Annotated in this window: 15 protein-coding genes, 1 tRNA gene and 1 pseudogene; 5 read left to right on the top strand and 12 right to left on the bottom strand. The window is 64.5% G+C overall.

Annotated elements, in window-relative coordinates; genetic code table 11:
• Window positions 1–4: 4 nt before the first annotated feature.
• The 4 genes from deoC to secA form a co-directional block, all read right to left on the bottom strand.
• Entirely contained in the window at window positions 5–1,000 is a 996-nt protein-coding gene (gene deoC / locus BMW90_RS22530) for a deoxyribose-phosphate aldolase (protein ID WP_048533442.1), read from the bottom strand.
• A gap of 159 nt (window positions 1,001–1,159) precedes the next feature.
• Window positions 1,160–2,725: a phosphate ABC transporter substrate-binding/OmpA family protein gene (locus tag BMW90_RS22525; protein WP_074839510.1), complete on the bottom strand. Its 1,566-nt coding sequence runs from the start codon at window positions 2,723–2,725 to the stop codon at window positions 1,160–1,162.
• Window positions 2,726–2,748: 23 nt separating this feature from the next.
• Entirely contained in the window at window positions 2,749–3,828 is a 1,080-nt protein-coding gene (locus BMW90_RS22520; protein ID WP_139211523.1) for a translocase, read from the bottom strand.
• 341 nt (window positions 3,829–4,169) lie between these two features.
• On the bottom strand, window positions 4,170–6,884 hold the full coding sequence (gene secA / locus BMW90_RS22515; protein WP_074839507.1) for a preprotein translocase subunit SecA: 2,715 nt from the start codon (window positions 6,882–6,884) through the stop codon (window positions 4,170–4,172).
• Between the two features lie 172 nt (window positions 6,885–7,056).
• On the opposite strand from secA, the gene BMW90_RS22510 reads away from it, so the two are divergent.
• The 3 genes from BMW90_RS22510 (at window position 7,057) to BMW90_RS22500 (ending at window position 9,655) form a co-directional block, all read left to right on the top strand.
• Entirely contained in the window at window positions 7,057–7,905 is an 849-nt protein-coding gene (locus BMW90_RS22510) for a peptidylprolyl isomerase (protein ID WP_083416165.1), read from the top strand.
• 1 nt (window position 7,906) lies between these two features.
• The gene (argJ, locus tag BMW90_RS22505) at window positions 7,907–9,133 is read left to right on the top strand and encodes a bifunctional glutamate N-acetyltransferase/amino-acid acetyltransferase ArgJ (protein WP_074839503.1); all 1,227 of its coding nucleotides are present in this window, start codon (window positions 7,907–7,909) and stop codon (window positions 9,131–9,133) included.
• 120 nt (window positions 9,134–9,253) lie between these two features.
• Window positions 9,254–9,655, top strand: coding sequence for a (deoxy)nucleoside triphosphate pyrophosphohydrolase (locus BMW90_RS22500; protein ID WP_048534043.1), 402 nt, complete (start codon window positions 9,254–9,256; stop codon window positions 9,653–9,655).
• A gap of 112 nt (window positions 9,656–9,767) precedes the next feature.
• Here BMW90_RS22500 and infB read toward each other — a convergent pair whose 3' ends face one another.
• The 5 genes from infB to BMW90_RS22475 form a co-directional block, all read right to left on the bottom strand.
• On the bottom strand, window positions 9,768–12,248 hold the full coding sequence (gene infB / locus BMW90_RS22495) for a translation initiation factor IF-2 (RefSeq protein ID WP_048533438.1): 2,481 nt from the start codon (window positions 12,246–12,248) through the stop codon (window positions 9,768–9,770).
• Between the two features lie 4 nt (window positions 12,249–12,252).
• The gene (locus tag BMW90_RS22490; protein ID WP_048533437.1) at window positions 12,253–12,882 is read right to left on the bottom strand and encodes an RNA-binding protein; all 630 of its coding nucleotides are present in this window, start codon (window positions 12,880–12,882) and stop codon (window positions 12,253–12,255) included.
• A 20-nt stretch (window positions 12,883–12,902) separates the two neighbouring features.
• Window positions 12,903–14,555 carry a transcription termination factor NusA gene (nusA, locus tag BMW90_RS22485; RefSeq protein WP_048533436.1) on the bottom strand — a complete coding sequence of 551 codons (1,653 nt, stop codon included), beginning with the start codon at window positions 14,553–14,555 and terminating at the stop codon, window positions 12,903–12,905.
• The gene (rimP, locus tag BMW90_RS22480) at window positions 14,555–15,157 is read right to left on the bottom strand and encodes a ribosome maturation factor RimP (RefSeq protein WP_074839569.1); all 603 of its coding nucleotides are present in this window, start codon (window positions 15,155–15,157) and stop codon (window positions 14,555–14,557) included. Before rimP ends, nusA begins: the two co-directional genes overlap by 1 nt.
• A gap of 249 nt (window positions 15,158–15,406) precedes the next feature.
• Window positions 15,407–16,393, bottom strand: coding sequence for a complex I NDUFA9 subunit family protein (locus tag BMW90_RS22475; RefSeq protein WP_074839500.1), 987 nt, complete (start codon window positions 16,391–16,393; stop codon window positions 15,407–15,409).
• 148 nt (window positions 16,394–16,541) lie between these two features.
• On the opposite strand from BMW90_RS22475, the gene BMW90_RS22470 reads away from it, so the two are divergent.
• Both BMW90_RS22470 and BMW90_RS26810 read left to right on the top strand, forming a co-directional pair.
• Window positions 16,542–16,627, top strand: a tRNA-Leu gene (locus BMW90_RS22470).
• A 207-nt stretch (window positions 16,628–16,834) separates the two neighbouring features.
• Window positions 16,835–17,008: a hypothetical protein gene (locus BMW90_RS26810; RefSeq protein WP_170850608.1), complete on the top strand. Its 174-nt coding sequence runs from the start codon at window positions 16,835–16,837 to the stop codon at window positions 17,006–17,008.
• Between the two features lie 115 nt (window positions 17,009–17,123).
• On the opposite strand, the gene BMW90_RS22465 is transcribed toward BMW90_RS26810, so the two are convergent.
• From BMW90_RS22465 to BMW90_RS22455, 3 genes and pseudogenes are all read right to left on the bottom strand, one after another.
• Complete coding sequence (locus tag BMW90_RS22465; RefSeq protein WP_074839497.1) at window positions 17,124–17,912, bottom strand: hypothetical protein; 789 nt, start codon at window positions 17,910–17,912, stop codon at window positions 17,124–17,126.
• Window positions 17,913–17,942: 30 nt separating this feature from the next.
• The gene (locus BMW90_RS22460; RefSeq protein WP_275937323.1) at window positions 17,943–18,503 is read right to left on the bottom strand and encodes an ATP-binding protein; all 561 of its coding nucleotides are present in this window, start codon (window positions 18,501–18,503) and stop codon (window positions 17,943–17,945) included.
• A gap of 13 nt (window positions 18,504–18,516) precedes the next feature.
• Window positions 18,517–19,296 (bottom strand): annotated as a pseudogene (locus BMW90_RS22455) (Mu transposase domain-containing protein); the annotation flags it as partial.
• Window positions 19,297–19,409 lie beyond the last annotated feature (113 nt).

Raw genomic sequence — 19,409 nt, 5'->3', positions numbered from 1 at the left:
GCGGTCAGCCGATCGCATGCCGGTGGCTGGCCGAATAGCGGCCGGTGACATGGTGTTCGAGCTGGCGTTCGATATCGCCCAGCAGCGACGAGGCGCCAAAGCGGAACAGGTCGGGCTGCAACCAGCGGTCGCCCAACTCGTCCTTCATCAGCGCCAGGTAGGTCAACGAATCCTTGGCCTTGGAAATCCCGCCGGCCGGCTTGTAGCCGACCCGCACGCCGGTGCGCTGGTGATAGTCGCGGATCGCGCGGATCATCACCAGCGAGACCGGCAGGGTGGCGTTCACGCTTTCCTTGCCGGTCGAGGTCTTGATGAAATCGGCGCCGGCCATCATGCAGACCAGCGAGGCGCGGGCGACGTTCTTGAGCGTGCCAAGCTCGCCGGTGGCCAGGATCGCCTTGACGTGGGCTTCGCCACAGGCGGCGCGAAAGGCCCGCATCTCGTCATAAAGCGCCTGCCAGTTGCCTTGCAGCACATGGCGACGGGAGATCACGATATCGATCTCGCGCGCGCCGGCCTCGACGCTGGCATGAATTTCGGCGACCCGGAGGTTGAACGGCGACAGCCCGGCCGGAAAGCCGGTGGAGACGGCGGCAACCGGGATATTGCTGCCCTCGAGCGCGCGCACGGCGGTGGGCACCATGTCGTGATAGACACAGACCGCGCCGGTGGTCAGCCCCTCCATCCCCAGCTCCTGAAGGATATCGGCGCGCACCGGCTGGCGCGCCTTGGCGCAGAGCCGGCGAACCCGGCCTTCGGTGTCGTCGCCGGACAGCGTCGTCAGATCGATGCAGGAAATCGCCCGGCACAGCCAGGCGGCCTGATGGTCCTTTTTCACGCTCCGGCGGCCCGGCAGGGTGGCCGCGCGCCGCTCGATCGCCGAGCGGTTGGCATGAACGCCCAGCACCCAGTCGAGATCCAGCGCCATGCCGGGGTTTCTCGGCTCGAAGGTCTGGGGCAGATGCGTGGTGTCGTCTTTGGCTTTGGTCTTGGTGGCCATGGGCCGTGCCTCCGGTCGCTTTCGGGAAACCGTGCCATGGGCGGCGTCAGGCGGCAAGAGGTCCCTTGGCGGCAAGGCGGGGCCAGCGGAGGCGCGCGGTACGGGGCCGGGACAGGGGCGGGCGTTTGACTGCCGTACCGGAAGTCCGCCAGGCGCGGCTCAGCGCACCCAGACCTCGACCCGGCGGTTGGCCTGCCGGCCCCAGGCGGTCTCGTCGCAGGCCAGAGGCAGCGCCTCGCCAAAGGCCGCGATGTCGACATGCACGCGCTCGAGATTGGCGGTTTCCGCCGCGGACACCACCGCATCGCGTACCGCCTCGGCCCGGCGCGTGGCGATGGCGCGGTTGGCCGATGCCGCGCCCTGGCCGTCGGAGAATCCGACGAAGAGCACCGAGCGGGTGTCGTATTTTCCGGCCTCCAGCGCGCGCGCCAGCTGTTGCACGTTCGACAGAGACTGCGCGTCCAGCAGGGTCGAGCCGGCCCGGAAGCGGAAAGAGGTGGACAGCCGGTGCCGGGTGCCCAGCGTGCCGACCAGCCGCTTCAGCTCGTCCAGCGAGGTTTCTTCGCCGGCGGCGGTGATCGCATTGGCGAAACGGTCGCCCTGGGCGTTGATCGCCACCTCCTCGGGGGCCTGATCGACAAAACCGGCGCGGCGAATGACGATCTGCGCCGGGTCGGAGCGGGTGAAGGTGAGGAAATCGCGCGCCAGCTTGGGCAGGCGGCGGGCCGGGAGATAGAGGAACATCGGCGCCGTCAGCGGATAATCCTCGGTCTTGATCGCCAGCCGCGAGGCGCGGAGCTGAAAGCCGCAGCGCCCGGTCAGCACCACCGGCTTGGCATTGCCGATCTCGGAATGACTGGTGATGCCGATGGCCAGCACGTCGCCTGCCACCGCCTCGGCCAGCTCGGTGTTGTCGGCATGGCGTTCGACCCCGGCCGCAAGATCGGCGCGGGCCGGCGCCATCAACTTGTCCTGCACCGATTGCGCCAGGCCCGAGGTCTCTTGCGGCAGATGCAGCACCACTGGCGCATCGGGTCCGCCCATTTGCAGCCAGTTCGAGATTTCGCCGCTGAAGAGCCGCGCCAGTTGCGCCGGGCTGATCGCATTGAGCGGGTTCCGCGGCGAAACGATCGGCACCATGGCATCAAGCGCCAGCACGCGCGAGCGGTTCGGGCCGGTCAGATCGCCCAGCCCGGCCTCGCGCGCCGCGCGCACCTCGGAGGGCCGGACTTCGCGCAGCGACATGACGATATCGCTGTCATCGGCCAGAAGATCGGCAAAGCCCTCGTCGGTGTTGGTGGTGTGAAACCGGAACAGGCCTTTCTCGACCCCGGTTTCGCGGTCGCGCAGGGCATAGTCGAAACGGTTCTCGCCCACCTCGCTGCGGCTGGCGAGGAGCCCGTTGCGCAGCGCGAAGGCCTCGATCAGTGCCGGCATCAGCACCCGGCCCATGGTGGCCGAGCCGGAGACCCGCATCTCGGCCACGAAGGCCTCGAGATTGGGGCAGCCCGGACCGGCGCAATTCACGCCCGAGGCATCGACGGTGATCTCGCCATAGACGGTATCGAGGCGATAGAACTCCCCGTCGAAGCCCTTGAGCGTGCCTTCGATCTCGACCGCGCCATCAAGCGAAGTGAGCACCACATCCTGGGCCAGCGCCGGCGACGGCAGGGCCACCGCAAAAAGGAATAGTGCGGCGCAGAACGCCGCACACAACTTGTACATTCAGGCCAGGCCTTTTGTCGCGTTCAGTTGGCGGCGACTTTCAGGTCTTCAAAGAGATTTTTCAACACCAGAAAGTCTCCGTTGGCCTCGCAGGCCGGCATATCGAGCGTCACATCTCGGCTGCGCAGGGTTTCGCCGGGCTTGAGTTGCAGAGTCTGGGCCGCGATCTGCCTGCCGCAATTGGCCGCCGTCACTTCCGCCTCGACCGAAAGCCCGATGCGCCCGGCGCTGTCCGAGGTCAGCGTGGGGAAGGTGTAGACCTCGGCCATCAGCGCATCGGCGCCGGCATTCTCGCCAAAGCGGGTGAGGAAGCCGGAGCTGCCGCTGGCCGCCGCGCTCATGTCGCCGGGGCTGGCGGAATACACGTGACCCACACCGAAATAGGTGGCGTCGAATTCCAGCGCATGCAGGCCAAGTCCGGCATCACCGCGCCATTGGGCCACCACGCGGTCATAGAATTCCAGCGTCGGCACTTCGATCTGAGCCACCGCGCCTTGGGAATTGTCGAAGGAGGCGATAAAGACGGCGTTTTCGGCCAGCGCCGGGACGCGCAAGCTGCTCCGGCCGTTTTCATCGGTGAGCGCATGAAACATCATGCCACTGTGATGCAGGGTAAACCGGGCGTCGGACAGGCAGGCCGCCTCGACGATCAGATCGACCATTGCCGCCGGTGCCGGATCGGCGGTCATTGTCACCTCGCAGGGCAGGACCGGCGTGTTCAGGGCCGCGCCGCCGGGCGCGATCTCCAGCGCCGCAGGGTCAAGCGGCTCCGGCACGGCGGTGTCCTGAAGCGCGGCCAGAGCGGTGACGCCCCGGCCGGGCTCGGTTTCGGTGGCCGGAACGGAGACCGACTCGCGCGGCAGGGGGGGCAGCGGCCGGTCCACCGGCAGGACGCCGGCCGAGGTCGGGGTGATGGCGCTGAGATCGGCGCTTTCGACAAGCGTGTCGGGCAATTCGGCGGTCTGCACATCGGGCCGCTTTGCATCCTGGAGCGAAGAGGCCGGGTGGGTGCCGAAATTCTGAAGCACGAAGCCGACCGAGAAGATGATCACGCCGCTGCCGAAGGCGAGCGTCGATTTGGTCAGCGGGATACGCCGTGGCATGGCGAATTTTCTCTTGGTCTTCGCGGTGCCCTTGGCCGCCGGTGCCGCGGCCCCTGACCCGGATGCCCCGCGCCTGATCGATCGTTTGGCCTTCATCTCTGCCTCCTTGCCCGGAACCGGGCTTTTCCTAGGCTCAGATATCGCTGGGGAAGGCGGCGGAGATGGGGCGGGCTAGCGGAGTCTTTTTGGCCCTCTGCCCGAGATTGTCCGCATTTGCGACACAATTCAGGGTGGTGTTCAGGCATTGTCCTGCCCGGTCCGGCGGGCGCCCGACAACGAAAAAGGCCGGGCGTCGGGCCCGGCCTTTGATCCTCTGGCAGCCTCTCGGCGCGCTGGCGCGTTTACACGCGGCCGTGGCAATGTTTGAATTTCTTGCCCGATCCGCAGGGGCAGAGCTCGTTGCGGCCGGTGTTGGCCCAAGTCTCGGGCTTGCTTTCGTCAAAGCCCGGCGCGGCGCCTTCCGCCGTTTGCTGCGGCGGAGCGTTTTCCCCCACAGGTTGCGCCTGTTCGGTCAGCTTCTTCTGCGCCGCCTGCTGCTCCTGGATCTGGCGCATCAAAGCGGCCTGCTCCTCTTCGGTCATCGGGCGAATCTGCGACAGCTTCTCGCTGACGTCCTCGCGCAGGCTCTCGAGCATCGATTCGAAGAGCTGGAAGGCCTCGTTCTTGTACTCGTTGAGCGGGTCGCGCTGGGCATAGCCGCGGAAGGCCACCACCGAACGCAGGTGCTCGAGCGTCAGCAGGTGCTCGCGCCACTTGGCATCGATGGTCTGAAGCAGAATCTGCTTTTCGATGTTGCGCATGGTCTCGGGGCCAAAGGCGCTGGCCTTCTGGGCCATGTATTTGTCGCTCTCGTCCTCGAGACGTTCGCGCACGACCTCCTGATCGACGCCCTCTTCCTCGGCCCAGTCACGGATCGGCAGGTCGAGGCCGAGATACTTGATCACCGCGCCCTGAAGACCCTCGGCATCCCATTGATCGGCATAGGATTTCGGCGGCAGATATTGATCGACCAGCTCGTCGATCACCTCATGGCGCATATCCTGGACGATTTCGGACAGATCCTCGGCTTCCATGATCTCGCGCCGCTGGCTGAAGATCACCTTCCGCTGATCGTTCATCACGTCGTCGAACTTCAGCAATTGTTTCCGAATGTCGAAGTTGCGGCCCTCGACTTTGGCCTGAGCGCGTTCCAGCGACTTGTTGACCCAAGGGTGCTCGATCGCTTCGCCTTCCTTCATGCCCAGCGTGTTGAGCACCTTGTCGAGCCGTTCGGAGCCGAAAATGCGCATCAGGTCATCGTCGAGCGACAGGAAGAACGAGGACCGCCCCGGGTCGCCCTGACGGCCCGAGCGGCCGCGCAGCTGGTTGTCGATCCGGCGGCTCTCGTGGCGTTCGGTGGCCAGCACGTAGAGCCCGCCGGCCTTTTTGACTGCCTCTTCGTCGGCGGCATGTTCCGCCTCGATCCGTTTGCGGATCTCCTCGGGGTCGCTGTCGGGGGCGGCGGCGATGGCTTCCATGATCTGAAAGTCGACGTTGCCGCCCAGTTTGATGTCGGTGCCGCGGCCGGCCATGTTGGTGGCGATGGTCACCGCACCCAGCTTGCCGGCATCGGCGACAATCTGTGCCTCCTGCTCGTGCTGGCGCGCGTTCAGGACGTTATGCGGCAGCTTGGCCTGGGTCAGCGCCTGGCTGAGCATTTCGGATTTCTCGATCGAGGTGGTGCCGACAAGCACCGGTTGGCCCTTGTCATGCGCCTTCTGGATCTCGTCGATGATCGCCTTGTACTTCTCGTCGTTGGTGCGGAACACCTTGTCATCGTCGTCGATCCGCTCGATCGGCTTGTTGGTCGGCACTTCGACCACGCCCAGCCCGTAGATCTCCTGGAATTCCTCGGCCTCGGTTGCCGCGGTGCCGGTCATTCCGCCCAGCTTGTCATACAGGCGGAAGTAGTTCTGGAAGGTGACCGACGCCAGCGTCACGTTCTCGGGCTTGATCTCGCAGCCTTCCTTGGCCTCGATCGCCTGGTGCAGCCCGTCGGACAGGCGCCGGCCGGCCATCATCCGCCCGGTGAATTCGTCGATCAGGACAACCTCGTTGTCGCGGACGATATAATCCTTGTCCTTGAGGAACAGCTTGTGCGCCCGCAGACCCTGGTTGACGTGGTGCACCACGGTGGTGCTTTCGGGGTCGTAAAGCGATTGGCCCTCGGGCAGCAGATCATGCGCCCGCAGCTGCGCTTCGAGAAATTCGTTGCCGTCGTCGGTAAAGGTGACGTTGCGGGTTTTCTCATCGAGCGTGTAGTGATCTTCCTGCAAATGCGGGATCAGCTTGTCGATGGTCTGGTAGAGATCCGAGCGGTCCTCGGCTGGGCCGGAGATGATCAGTGGCGTCCGCGCCTCATCGATCAGGATGCTGTCGACCTCGTCGACGATCGCGAAGTTGTGGCCGCGCTGGAACATGTCCTTGAGCTCGGATTTCATGTTGTCGCGCAGATAGTCGAAACCCAGCTCGTTGTTCGTCGCATAGGTGATGTCGCAATTGTAGGCGTCGTGCTTTTCCTGCTCGGATTGCCAGGGATAGACCACGCCGGTGGTCAGCCCCAGGGCGCCGTAGACCTTGCTCATCCACTCGGCGTCGCGTTTCGCCAGGTAGTCGTTGACCGTGACGATATGCACGCCCTTGCCGGTCAGCGCGTTCAGATAGGCCGGGAAGGTGGCGACAAGCGTCTTGCCCTCGCCGGTCTTCATCTCGGCGATATTGCCCTGGTGCAGGAAGATCCCGCCCATCAGCTGCACGTCGAAGGCGCGCAGGCCCAGCGCCCGCTTGGCGGCCTCGCGGCAGTTGGCAAAGGCTTCCGGCAGAATCGCGTCCAGGCTCTCGCCGCCCTTGGCGCGGTCGGCCAGCGCCTTGGTCTTGTCCTTCAACCCTTCGTCGCTGAGCGCTTCGAACTCGGTTTCCAGGGCATTGATCTGTTCGACCAGCGGGCGCGTCGCCTTGATCTTTCGGTCGTTCGGTGTTCCGAACACCGATCTGGCGATTTTTCCAAAGCCCAGCATACTCTCTCCGTCGAATAATGCGCACATCTTTGTGTCCGCGCCTTGCCCGTCCGCATCGCAACCCATATGCCTTTCGGGAACGGGGCGCCCAACGGGACAAAAGCGATGTAAGGGTCGCCCCTACCAGTGTCAACGCCGCCCTCGTGCGCGGCAATGAATGAAGGAACACTTGATGTTGAAAAGCGTGAAAACCGCCGCTCTCATGGCCTTTCTGGCCGTCCCCGCCCTGGCTGAACAGCATGAGCAGGTGGATGTGAACGAGGTTGTGGCCACGGTCAACGGCACCGAGATCACCCTCGGCCACATGATCATGATCCGCGCTTCGCTGCCCGATCAGCTGCGTCAACTGCCCGACGACGTGCTCTGGGACGGCATCATGGACCAGCTGATCCAGCAGACCCTGCTGGTGCAGGCCGGCCCCGACGAGGTGTCGCAACGTGTGGCACTGTCGCTCGACAACGAAGAGCGCGCCCTGCGCGCCGCCGAGCAGGCGCAGTCGGCGATGGATGAAGCGGTGACCGAAGCGGCGCTGACCGACGCCTATGCCGAGGCTTACGAAAGCGAGAATCGCGGCATGGAATTCAATGCCTCGCATATCCTCGTCGAGACCGAGGAAAAGGCCGCGGCCCTGGCCGAACGCGCCCGCGAAGGCGAGGATTTCGCCGAGCTGGCCAAGGAAAACTCGACCGGTCCCTCCGGCCCCAATGGCGGCGAGCTGGGCTGGTTCGGTGCCGGCATGATGGTTGCCGAATTCGAGGCGGCGGTGCAGGAGCTGGGCGAAGGCGAGATCTCCGATCCGGTGCAGACCCAGTTCGGCTGGCACGTGATCAAGCTCAATGAGACCCGCGTCGCCGAAGCGCCCGAGATGGAGGAAGTCCGCCCCGAGCTGGAACAGGCGGTTCGCAATGCGGCGCTCGAAGGCGTGCTCGGCGAGCTGACCGAATCGGCCGAGATCACCCGCACCGACAAGGCCGATGTCGACACCTCGGTCCTGCAAAACATCGACCTGATCGGACAATAACATGGCCAAACCCCTGCCTGTTTCGCCTCTGGCGCCCGCGCAATTCCCCGAGATGCCGGTGATCGAGGGTGTCACCTTTGCCTCGGTCGAGGCGGGGGTGCGCTATGCGGGCCGCAAGGACGTGATGCTGGCGCTGCTCGCTCCGGGCAGCGCCGTGGCAGGGGTCTTCACCCGGTCGGCAACCCGCTCGGCGCCGGTGCTCGACTGCCAGAAGAAACTCGGCGGCGCCGGGGACGAGGCCGCGGCGATCCTGGTCAACGCCGGCAATTCCAACGCCTTCACCGGCAAGCGTGGCGATGCTTCGGTCGCGGCGATCACCGAGGCCGTGGCCCGCGCCGCCGGGCTGCCGCAGGATCGGGTCTTCACCTCCTCCACCGGAGTGATCGGCGAACCGCTGCCGCATGACCGGATCATCGACGTGATCGACCAGCTGATCGCGGGCCAGGACGCGGGCGCCATCAACGATGCCGCCCGTGCCATCATGACCACCGACACCTATCCCAAGGGCGCTGCCCGCAGCCTCGAGATCGACGGCAGGACGGTGCAGATCGCCGGTTTCGCCAAGGGCTCGGGCATGATCGCGCCGGACATGGCAACGATGCTGGTCTATATCTTTACCGATGCCGCCTGCGCCCAACCTAAGTTGCAGGCGATGCTTGCTGATCTCACCGACCTGACCTTCAACTGCATCACCGTCGACAGCGACACCTCGACCTCGGATACCCTGCTGCTGGTCGCCACCGGCGCCTCTGGCGTCGACGTCGCCGACAATGCGGCGTTCGAAGAGGCGCTGTTCGAGGTGATGATGGATCTCGCCCATCAGGTCGTCCGCGACGGCGAAGGCGCCACCAAGTTCGTCCAGATCGACGTCACCGGCGCCGCCAGCGATGCCGAAGCGCATACCCATGCCATGGCAATCGCCAATTCGCCGCTGGTCAAGACCGCCATCGCCGGCGAAGATCCGAACTGGGGCCGCGTGGTCATGGCGATCGGCAAGAGCGGGGCCCAGGCCGACCGCGACCGTATCACCATCCGTTTCGGTGACACGCTGGTGGCCGAAAACGGCTGGGTGCATCCCGACTATCAGGAGGCCGACGCCGCCGCCCACATGGAAGGCGACCACATCGCCATCGCGGTCGATCTTGGCATCGGCGATGGCAAGAAACGCGTCTGGACCTGCGATCTGACCCACGGCTACATCGACATCAACGCCGATTACCGCTCCTGAGGATCATGAACACCCGGTGCCTGGCTGAGACCGACCCACCGGCAACCCGACGGCGGGGTATTGCACTCCGCCGATCCCTGGGCCAAATCCGCCCCATCTTTCCGCAGCCACACCGATGCCATGACCAAAGTGATCCTTGTCTCCGCCGTTGCCCTGATCGACCGTGACGGCCGCGTTCTGCTGGCCCAGCGGCCCGAGGGCAAGAGCATGGCCGGCCTCTGGGAATTTCCCGGCGGCAAGGTCGAGCCGCGCGAGACACCGGAAGCGGCGCTGATCCGGGAGTTGCAGGAAGAGCTGGGCATCGACACCTGGGCCTCCTGTCTGGCGCCGCTGACTTTCGCCAGCCACGCCTACGAGAATTTCCATCTGCTGATGCCGCTCTTTGCCTGCCGCAAATGGCAGGGGGTGCCGCAGGCGCAGGAGGGCCAGACCCTGGCCTGGGTCAAGCCCAACCGGCTGCGCGATTACCCGATGCCGCCCGCCGATATCCCGCTGATCCCGATCCTGCGCGACTGGCTCTGAGCCGCAGACACCGGCGCCGGGGCTTCGCCTTCCAATTCCCAAGCAATTCCCAAGCACAAAAAAGGGGACAGATCGCTCTGTCCCCTGTGTCGATTCTGTATCCGGCGCCGGATCAGTCGAGCTTGCGCTCGACTTCCGTGCGCTCGAAGATCTCGATGACATCGCCGGGGCGGATATCGTCGTAGTTCTCGAAGGCCATGCCGCATTCCTGGCCGGATTGCACCTCGGAGACCTCGTCCTTGAAGCGCTTGAGCGTCTTCAGCGTGCCTTCGTGGATCACCACGTCGTCACGCAGCAGGCGGACACCGGCGGAGCGGCGCGCCACCCCTTCGGTGACCAGACAGCCGGCGACCTTGCCGACGTTGGAGACCTTGAAGACCTCCTTGATCTCGGCATAGCCGATGAAGTTTTCGCGCACTTCGGCGGACAGCAGGCCCGAGGCCGCGGCTTTCACGTCATCCACCAGGTCGTAGATCACGCTGTAATAGCGGATTTCCACGCCTTTCTGGTTGGCCGAGTTCCGCGCCGAGGCATTGGCCCGGACGTTGAAGCCGAGGATCGGCGCATTGGACGCCTCCGCCAGGCCCACGTCGGTCTCGGTGATCGCGCCGACACCGTAATGCAGCACGCGCACGCGCACCTCTTCGTTGCCGATCTTCTCCATCGCCTGGACGATGGCCTCGGCAGAGCCCTGCACGTCGGCCTTGACCAGGATCGGCAGCTCGGCGACGTTCTCGTCTTCCTTGGCCTTGGCCAGAAGCTGATCGAGCGTGGTGGCGGCACCGGCGGCGGCGCGTTTGTCCTTGGCGGCCTGCTCGCGGTATTCCGCGATCTCGCGCGCCTGCGCCTCGGTCGACACCACGTTGAGCACGTCACCGGCTTCCGGCGTGCCGTTCAGGCCCAGCACCTCGACCGGCACCGACGGCCCGGCCTCTTCGACCCGTTCACCGGTGTCCGAGATCAGCGCCCGCACCTTGCCCCATTGCTCGCCCACGACGAAGATATCGCCCTGTTTCAGCGTGCCGTTCTGCACCAGAACCGTGGCCACCGGGCCGCGGCCGACGTCGAGCTGAGCCTCGATCACGGCGCCATGGGCGGCGCGGTCGGGGTTGGCCTTGAGCTCGAGGATCTCGGCCTGAAGCGCAATCGCTTCAAGCAGCTCGTCGAGGCCCTTGCCGGTGATCGCCGACACTTCGATATCCTGCACATCGCCCGAGAGCTTCTCGACGATGACTTCGTGCTGAAGCAGGTCGGTCCGCACCTTGTCGGGGTTGGCGGCGGGCTTGTCGCATTTGTTGATCGCCACGATCATCGGCACCTCGGCCGCCTTGGCATGGGCAATCGCCTCGATGGTCTGCGGCATCACCGCGTCATCGGCGGCAACCACGAGCACGACGATATCCGTCACCTGTGCCCCGCGCGAGCGCATCGAGGTAAAGGCGGCGTGGCCCGGCGTGTCGAGGAAGGACAGGACCGCACCGCTGTCGGTCTCCACCTGATAGGCGCCGATGTGCTGGGTGATCCCGCCGGCTTCGCCGGCGACAACCTTGGCATCGCGGATCGCATCCAGGAGCGAGGTCTTGCCGTGGTCGACGTGGCCCATGATGGTGATGACCGGCGGACGCGGTTGCAGATCCTCTTCCTTGTCCTCGACCTCCTTGATGACGTCCTCGACGTCGGAGTCGGACACGCGCGTCACCTTGTGGCCGAATTCCTCGATGATGAGTTCGGCGGTGTCGGCGTCGATCGTCTGGTTCTGGGTGACCATCATGCCCATCTGCATGAGCGATTTGACCACGTCAGCCACGCGTTCCGCCATCCGGTTGGCCAGCTCGGAGACGACGATCGCCTCGGGCAGCTTGACCTCGCGGACAACCTTTTCCCGTTCGACCGGGCCACCCATGGCTTTCTGCCGGGCGCGTTCCTGCTTGCGCTTCATCGCGGCCATCGAGCGTTGCCGCCCGCCTTCGCCGCCGGTCAGCGCCTGGTTCACGGTCAGCTTGCCGGAGCGGCGGCCGCCGTCGCGCCCACCCTTGCCACGGTTCTGACGATCCTGTTCGCGGTCGGGCTTCTTGGCCGGCGCCTGCTTGGCACCGCCGCGCGGCTGATCGGCCTCGGCGGCGGGGGCTGCGGCCTTGGCGGCTGCGGCCTTGGCCTTGTCCTCGGCGGCGCGACGCTTGCGCTCTTCTTCCTCGGCCTTGGCCTTGGCTTTCTCTTCGGCCTCGCGCTGTTCGCGCTCCTTGGCCTCCATCTCGGCCCGGCGGCGCTCGCGCTCCTCGGCGCGCGCCTCTTCCTCGGCCTTGCGGTTCGCCGCCTCTTCGGCTTCGCGCGCCTTGGCGGCCTGAACCGCCTTCAGCCGGCGTTCCATCTCGGCATCAGTGATCCCGGCGGGCCGTTTGCCAGCACCGCCCACGCCACCGCCAGCCCCGCCGGAGCCGGACTTGGCCCCGCCCGGCTTGGGCACGACCACGCGTTTGCGTTTGGTTTCCACCACGACGTTCTTGGTCCGCCCATGGCTGAAGCTCTGCTTCACATTGCCCGGACGGGCGCCGCCACGTAAACCAAGGGTCTTTTTGCCGTCATTATCGCTCAAAGCTCTATTTTCCTTTCCGGCGACCGTTGCCGCCGTCGTCATGCGCGCGCAGATTTTTCAATCTTGCGGCTTCCTCTACTACACGTTCCGTGAGTCCACCAGACGCCAGCGCGCCATGTATCACAGTTTGTCGGCCGAATGCCAATCCTAACTCGTCTGCGGTCAGCCAGCCGATGAATGATCCGCCATACGGCGTGCTCAGTTTCGACTTGCCCCTTTCGGAGCCATCGCTGGCCTGGATCAGGACGCGGGCCTCTTCCTTCTGAAGCCAGTCCTTGACCTTTTCATAGCCGGCGACCGCCTGCCCGCCCTTGCGGGCGAGCGAAATCAGATCCACCACGCGGCGCGCGATTTGCCTTTCGATCTCGGCCACCAGCCCATCGGGGACGGTGACCGGTTGCTTGGCGCTGCGGGCAAACAGCTTTTTCGACACCGCCTTGTCCAGCGCCGCGCGATCCGACGACACCCAGATGCCGCGCCCGGGCAGCTTGCCCAGGACATCCGGCACCGCCTGACCCTCGGGGCCGACCACAAAGCGGATCATCCGCGCCACCGGCAACACCTCTCCGGTGGCGATGCATTTGCGCTCCGGTCCGGTGTCGCCCCGGTCCTTGTCCTTGCCGCCGCGTGTCATTGCCTCGCCTCCGCGACCGTTCAGTCCCGTGCCTCTTCGGCCGCTTCCGCGTCCTCTTCGGCAATGAGGTCGTCACCGTCTTCGTCTTCGCTGTCGTCTTCCGCGGTTTCCAGATCGGCCGGATCCACCCAGCCAAGCTCGACCCGTGCGGTCATCACCAGGCCCTGTGCTTCCTCGAGCGAGACTTCAAAGGGCTCGAGCAGGCCGTCGTCCTTGACGCGTTCGCCATTCGCGGTGGTCCAGCCGCCGGCCAGTTCCCAATCGGCGCAGGTGGCGAAATCCTCGAGGGTCTTGATGCCATCCTTGGCGAGAACCTCGATCATTTGGGGTGTCAGGCCGTCAAAGTCAATAAGGCTGTCCTCGGCGCCCAGCTCGCGGGCATTGGCCAGCGCCTTCTTGGCCTGCTCTTCCAGGTGCTCGCGGGCCCGGGTTTGAAGCTCTTCGGCGGTGCCTTCGTCGACGCCGTCGATCACCAGCAGCTCGTCCTGCTCGACATAGGCCACCTCTTCGAGATTGGTGAACCCTTCCGACACCAGCAACTGGGCGAAGAATTCGTCAAGGTCGAGCGTGTCCATGAAGAGCTGGGTGCGCTCTTCGAATTCCTTCTGGCGGCGCGCCGATTCCTCGGCCTCGGTCATGATGTCGATATCGAGCCCGGTGAGCTGCGACGCCAGCCGCACGTTCTGACCGCGACGGCCGATGGCCAGCGACAGTTGCTCTTCCGGCACCACAACCTCGATGCGCTCGGCTTCCTCGTCGAGAACCACCTTGGTGACCTCGGCCGGTTGCAGCGCGTTCACCAGGAAGGTGGGCTGGTCCTCGTTCCACGGGATGATGTCGATCTTTTCGCCTTGCAACTCGTTGACCACTGCCTGCACGCGGCTGCCGCGCATACCGACGCAGGCGCCCACGGGGTCGATCGAGCCGTCATAGGAAATCACGGCGATCTTGGCGCGCGAGCCGGGGTCGCGAGCGACGGCCTTGATTTCGATGATGCCGTCGTAGATCTCGGGCACTTCCATCTTGAACAGCTCGGCCATGAATTCCGGTGCGGTGCGCGACAGGAAAATCTGCGGGCCACGGGCCTCGCGGCGTACATCCTTGATGTAGCAGCGGATGCGGTCGTTGGGGCGATAGCTCTCGCGGCCGATCTTTTCGTTGCGGCGCAGGATCGCCTCGCCCCGGCCCACGTCGACGATGACGTTGCCATATTCCTCGCGCTTGACCTGGCCGTTGATGATGGTGCCGGCGCGGTCCTTGAATTCTTCGTACTGGCGGTCGCGCTCGGCTTCGCGGACCTTTTGCAGGATCACCTGTTTGGCCGATTGTGCCGCGATCCGGCCCATTTCCACCGGCGGCACTTCCTCGACATATTGATCGCCCACCTTGGGCTCGGCCATGTATTGTTTGGCCTGCTCGACGGTCATCTCGGCCTGATAGTTCTCGAGCTCTTCCTCCTCGACCACGGTGCGCACGCGGGTAAAGGTGGCGCGGCCGGTGCGGCGGTCGATCGAGACCCGGATGTCCATCTCGGAGCCGTAACGCGACTTGGCGGCGCGGGCGAGGGATTCCTCCATCGCTTCGACCACGAGACCGGGGTCGATCATCTTTTCGCGCGCCACCGCCTCGGCGGTCTGCAAAAGCTCAAGCTGGTTGGCTGAGGTGATTGCCATTATTCTTTCTCCTCTTGAGACGCCGCTTCTTCGGTCTCGATCTCGTCAAACTTGGTTTCGTCCACGTCCGCCGCCTTGCGCTGGCGCAGCATTTCTCGGATCAACTCGTCGGTCATGACCAGCTTGGCATCGCTCAGCCAGTCAAAGTTCAGGCCCAGGGTCACGGTTTCCTCGCCTTGGCTGGAGCCATCGACGTTGATCAGCACCTCCTCGCCCTCGATGCCGGCCAGCACGCCCTTGAAGCGCCGGCGGCCGTCGATCAGCTCGGTGGTCTCGATCTTGGCCTCATATCCCTCGAATGTCTCGAAATCCTTGAGCCGGGTCAGCGGCCGATCGATGCCGGGGCTGGAGACTTCGAGCGTATAGGTGTCGAGAATCGGGTCTTCGACGTCCAGCGTGGCGCTCACCGCGTTGGAGATGGCGGCGCATTCGTCGACCTCGATGCCGCCGCCGGGGCGCTCGGCCATGATCTGAAGCGTCTGGGTCTTGCCGCTCATCAGCCGGATGCGGACCAGTTCAAAACCCATATCCTCAATCACGGGACCGATAATTTCGGCCAGACGACGGTCGATCGCGGCTTTGGCAATCAGGGTATTTGACAGAATATCACTCATACGGCTTCCTGCGGGTTCGGCCCGGCGGACGGGCACAAAAAAACGGGCGCGCGGCCCGTCGAACTTATCCGGTGGAGCTTCGGGTGAGGCCCGGCGCGCCGCTGTTGAAGGGCGATATACGCGCTGCCGCCCGCTGACGCAAGGGGGCAGCGCGCAGCTTCTTGTCCGGGGCAGGTTTTCCTCGTCAACCGCGCTCTCCTCTGGCGGGGCGCCTGCGTCCGGTCGGGCGATTCGGGCCTATTTGGCCCCCAGACGGCCGGCGGATTCCTTGATCGCGTCGTATTGTCCGGCGGGGCGGAAACGCCAGAGGTAATCCGGCAGCACCGCTTCCATCGCGGTCGGGCGAATGCCGAGGTCGGCCAACCCGCGCGCGCCGTCGCTCACCACGTTGTCGCGGCCGAGCGAGCGCACCTGATCGCGGGTCAGGATGCCATTGCTGAACAACCCGAAGGTCAGCGTCGACAAAAGATCGAAACCGCGCGCCATCAGGCCGGCGGCCCAGAACGGCATGTTCAACACCAGCCGGCGGCGGCGGATCACCTTGAGCATGTCCTGCATCAGCTCGCGGAAGCTGCCGACATCGGGCCCACCCAGTTCATAGACACCCCCCGGGGCGGTGCCCATGGCGCCCATCGCGGCGGCCCGGGCGACGTCGTTAACATAGACCGGTTGGAATTTCGTATCCGCGCCGACCACGGGAAGCACCGGTCCCATCCGCGACATCCCGGCGAACCGGTTGAAGAAATTGTCTTCGGGGCCAAAAATCACCGAGGGTCGCAGGATCATCGCGTCCGGCATATGCGCCAGCACATTGGCTTCGCCCTCGGCCTTGGTCCGCTGGTAATCGCTGTCCGATGCGGCATCGGCCCCGATCGCCGAGATCTGCACCATGCGCGCCACGCCGCTTTCCGCGGCAATCCGGGCCACGCGGCCCGCGCCTTCGGCCTGCACGGCATCAAAGTTGTTCTTGCCGCGGGCGTCGAAGGTGCCGACGCAGTTGATCACCGCCGCTGCGCCCTGCATCACCTGCCGCACGCTGTTGTCGTCGCGGATGTTGCAGAACACCGGTTCGACCTGACCGACAACGCCATAGGTGCGCACGAAATGGGCCTCGTTCGGGCGCCGACAGGCGACACGCACGCGCCAGCCTTCCTTGGCCATGTGCCGTGCAATGTACCGGCCGAGAAAGCCGGAGCCGCCGTAGATCGTCACCAGTCTGGACATCGGAGCCTCGCGTTTTTCGATGCTTACAGGGAATATAACCGGCTCTTTGGTGTGACAAGACGATATGCGGTCGCGTCTGTGGCATTTCTTTCAGATTCCGCGTTGACACTCCCCCTGGCTCGATTTAAACGCCTGCCTCACGACACCTGCCCAGGTGGCGGAATGGTAGACGCGCTAGCTTCAGGTGCTAGTGTCCGTATGGACGTGGAGGTTCGAGTCCTCTCCTGGGCACCAATATCAAGCTAAAAAACCCAGCCTGGCTGGGTTTTTTGCGTTTTTACGGGCCTTTTGGCCGAAATCTGCCCCACAAAGTGCCCCACACCTCACCGTGCCCGTCCTGATCGCGGGTAGCGCTCCCAGCATCTCGTTCCCCAGCATGATTTCCGGACCGATTCATTCGGACCGAAGTCCCCTCCATCGCAATCCTCGATGGAGAAGGACATGGAAGGATCGATCGAAAAGCTTCAGGCGGCCCGGAAGGCCATGGTTCGCATCGTGCAGACCAGGACGGATGGGGCCGACTTCCTCCCCATTGTGCTTGAGCTCGAGAGGCAGATCGCGGCCGGCGCGAACATGAACAGCGAGCTTGCCCGCATCATGTCGGAAGCCGCGTAGTAGGACTTCCGCCCGGGAGGCATGTTCCCGGGCCACTCTGTCGTTGGAATCAGATCGGACGTCCGATCAGGACGATCTGCCTCCCGGCTCCCGCGCTCCAGCGTGAGACGCGGGGTCATGGCCCTGTCGCTCTGGTCCAGTCAATGCGCTGTTTCAGCTCTCCGCGAGAAAGGGTGCACGCCTTTCCGTGCGCCACCACGCAGACTGGCTCGGTGGCATAGCGCGGGAACAACTTGCCCTTGGACCACTTGGTGGCTCCATGGACGATCTTCACGCGCACGCCAGTCACTTTCTCCCGGCGAGCATCCAACTCCGGGATGATAACGTATTTCTGGTCCAGCATCTGCCCGACACGAGCTGCGGCCGCGAGCCAGGTTCTTTTTGTATCGCTCCATGGTTCAGAGACCGGACATACTCGAGGAATGTAGAAGATCGGACGATCCTGTCGGGTGACCATGGCGGCCCGAGTGTAAAACAACACCTGCCATGGACTCCGCATCCTGGCGATAAGGTCGCAATCGAGAAAGACGAACCTGCTCTTCATGAGGGGCTGCGCTGCCTCGGCCATATGCTTCGAATAGCGGAATCGGACCTTCCTTCCATCGAGCTGTAGGTGCTGAAACAGGTTGTGCTCCGCCACGCCATTGATCCCCTCATGTATCATCGAGATATCGTTGGCACCGGGGGTGGCCGTGGCGGCGCAGAGCTCTGCCGCGAGCACTGTGCAGATGCGGTCATCTGTGGGGGTTGGCTTGAGGGACATGTGGGAGGGAGTCCACCCAGGATTATTATCGAGATGGTGATAGGTCGCATGGACGAAGCGGAGCGCATTCAAGCTCAGCTTGGCCTGCTCGAGTAGCGTCACTACCTTCTCTTCGCAGCGGTATTCGGATGGTCTGGACATTGGGTCTCCTTCGGTTGAACCGAAGAGGAACTACGCCCCGCGATGGCCCGTCCAAAACGCGGCGGTGAGCACCGACAGGCCCCAATCGTCCAGGATCAGAAGCTCGGTGCGTTCGATGGATTTCAGGACGCGGGCATGGCGCCCGTCGCCCCGGGCGATGGCCAGCGCCTGGAAGAGCCGAGGCACGCGGTGATACATGACCCGGCGATCGTCACGGCAGGCCTTGTGACCGAGCGCGCAGGCAATCCAACTCTTCCCCAGGCCTGTTGGGCCGGTAACCAGCAAGTTCTCGTGTCGATTGATCCAACCGCCATCGATGAGATGGGCCATGACCGATTTGTCGATGCCGCGCGGGCTGCGCATGTCGATGTCCTCGACGCATGCGGCCTGCCGGAGCGCGGCGAACCTCAGCCGTGTCGCCAGCCTTTTGGCATCGCGCTCGGTCGCCTCTCGATCCACGAGCAAGCCCAACCGCTCTTCAAAACTGAGGTTTTCGAACGCGTCACTGGCGCGGCGCTGTTCGTCCAGTGCCTTGGCCATGCCGGTAAAGCCAAGGGCTTCGAGCCGGTCGGATGTGGGATGTGTCAGCAATGTTGTCTCCTTCTCAGTGGTAGTAATTTCGACCCCGGATATTGGGGTGCTGCAGCGGAAGCTCTTCGGGTTCGGGCTCCAGAAAGGCCTGATCCAAACCGGTCTTCAGGATCGACCGGATTGAGGACACCGAACGCGCCTTGATCGTGACGCCACGGCGGCAGGCAGCGTCGAGCCGTTCCGGCTCATAACTCTTTGCCAATGACAACACGCCCAGACAGGTGCGGAACCCCTGTTCCGGATGCGGTCGGTTCTCCATGACGATCTGGCAAAACGCGGCGACCGATGGGCCGAGCTTTTCGGCGCTGGCCAGGATGCGGGACGGAGTCCATTCGGCATAACGGCGATGCGAGGACGGCATGTGATCGGGCACCGTGACATGACTGCGCCGTCCGGGATTGCGGGCATGGCTGGCCACGCGCTTGCCGCGATGGAAGATTTCCACGGTCGTCTGGGTCATGCGCAGATCCACCAGCTGCCGGATCAGGCCGAAGGGGACCGAGTACCAGCAGCCATCCGCCTCGATGTGATAGTCCGGCGCGACACGGGCCCGTTTCCAGCGGGCAAAGACGTATGGGGCCGCCGGGAGGGGTATCAGGTTCGGGCGATCCAGCGTGGCAAAGAGATCGGCGCGGCTGGCCCCGTAGTCGCGCATGATCCGCGTGTTCAGATCGTCGAGCAAGGGCCGGATCGCCGCGTTCAACTCAGCCAGAGAGAAGAACCGCCGGTTCCGCAGCCGCGCCAGGATCCAGCGCTGCGAGACCTGAACGGCGACCTCGACCTTCGCCTTATCCGGCATGATAGAATCGGCGCTTCGAAACCCTGCCAGTCTGTGCAGATCGGAGATAGGGTAGCACCATCCGGGATTTGGGGCGCCGGGAGCACGAAAGTGCGGGCAGACCGAGC

Source organism: Marinovum algicola, assembly GCF_900109145.1.
Taxonomy (GTDB): Bacteria; Pseudomonadota; Alphaproteobacteria; order Rhodobacterales; family Rhodobacteraceae; genus Marinovum; species Marinovum algicola.
The sequence above is the reverse complement of the archived record's forward strand: the minus strand, read 5'-3'. Positions and strand labels throughout refer to the sequence as shown.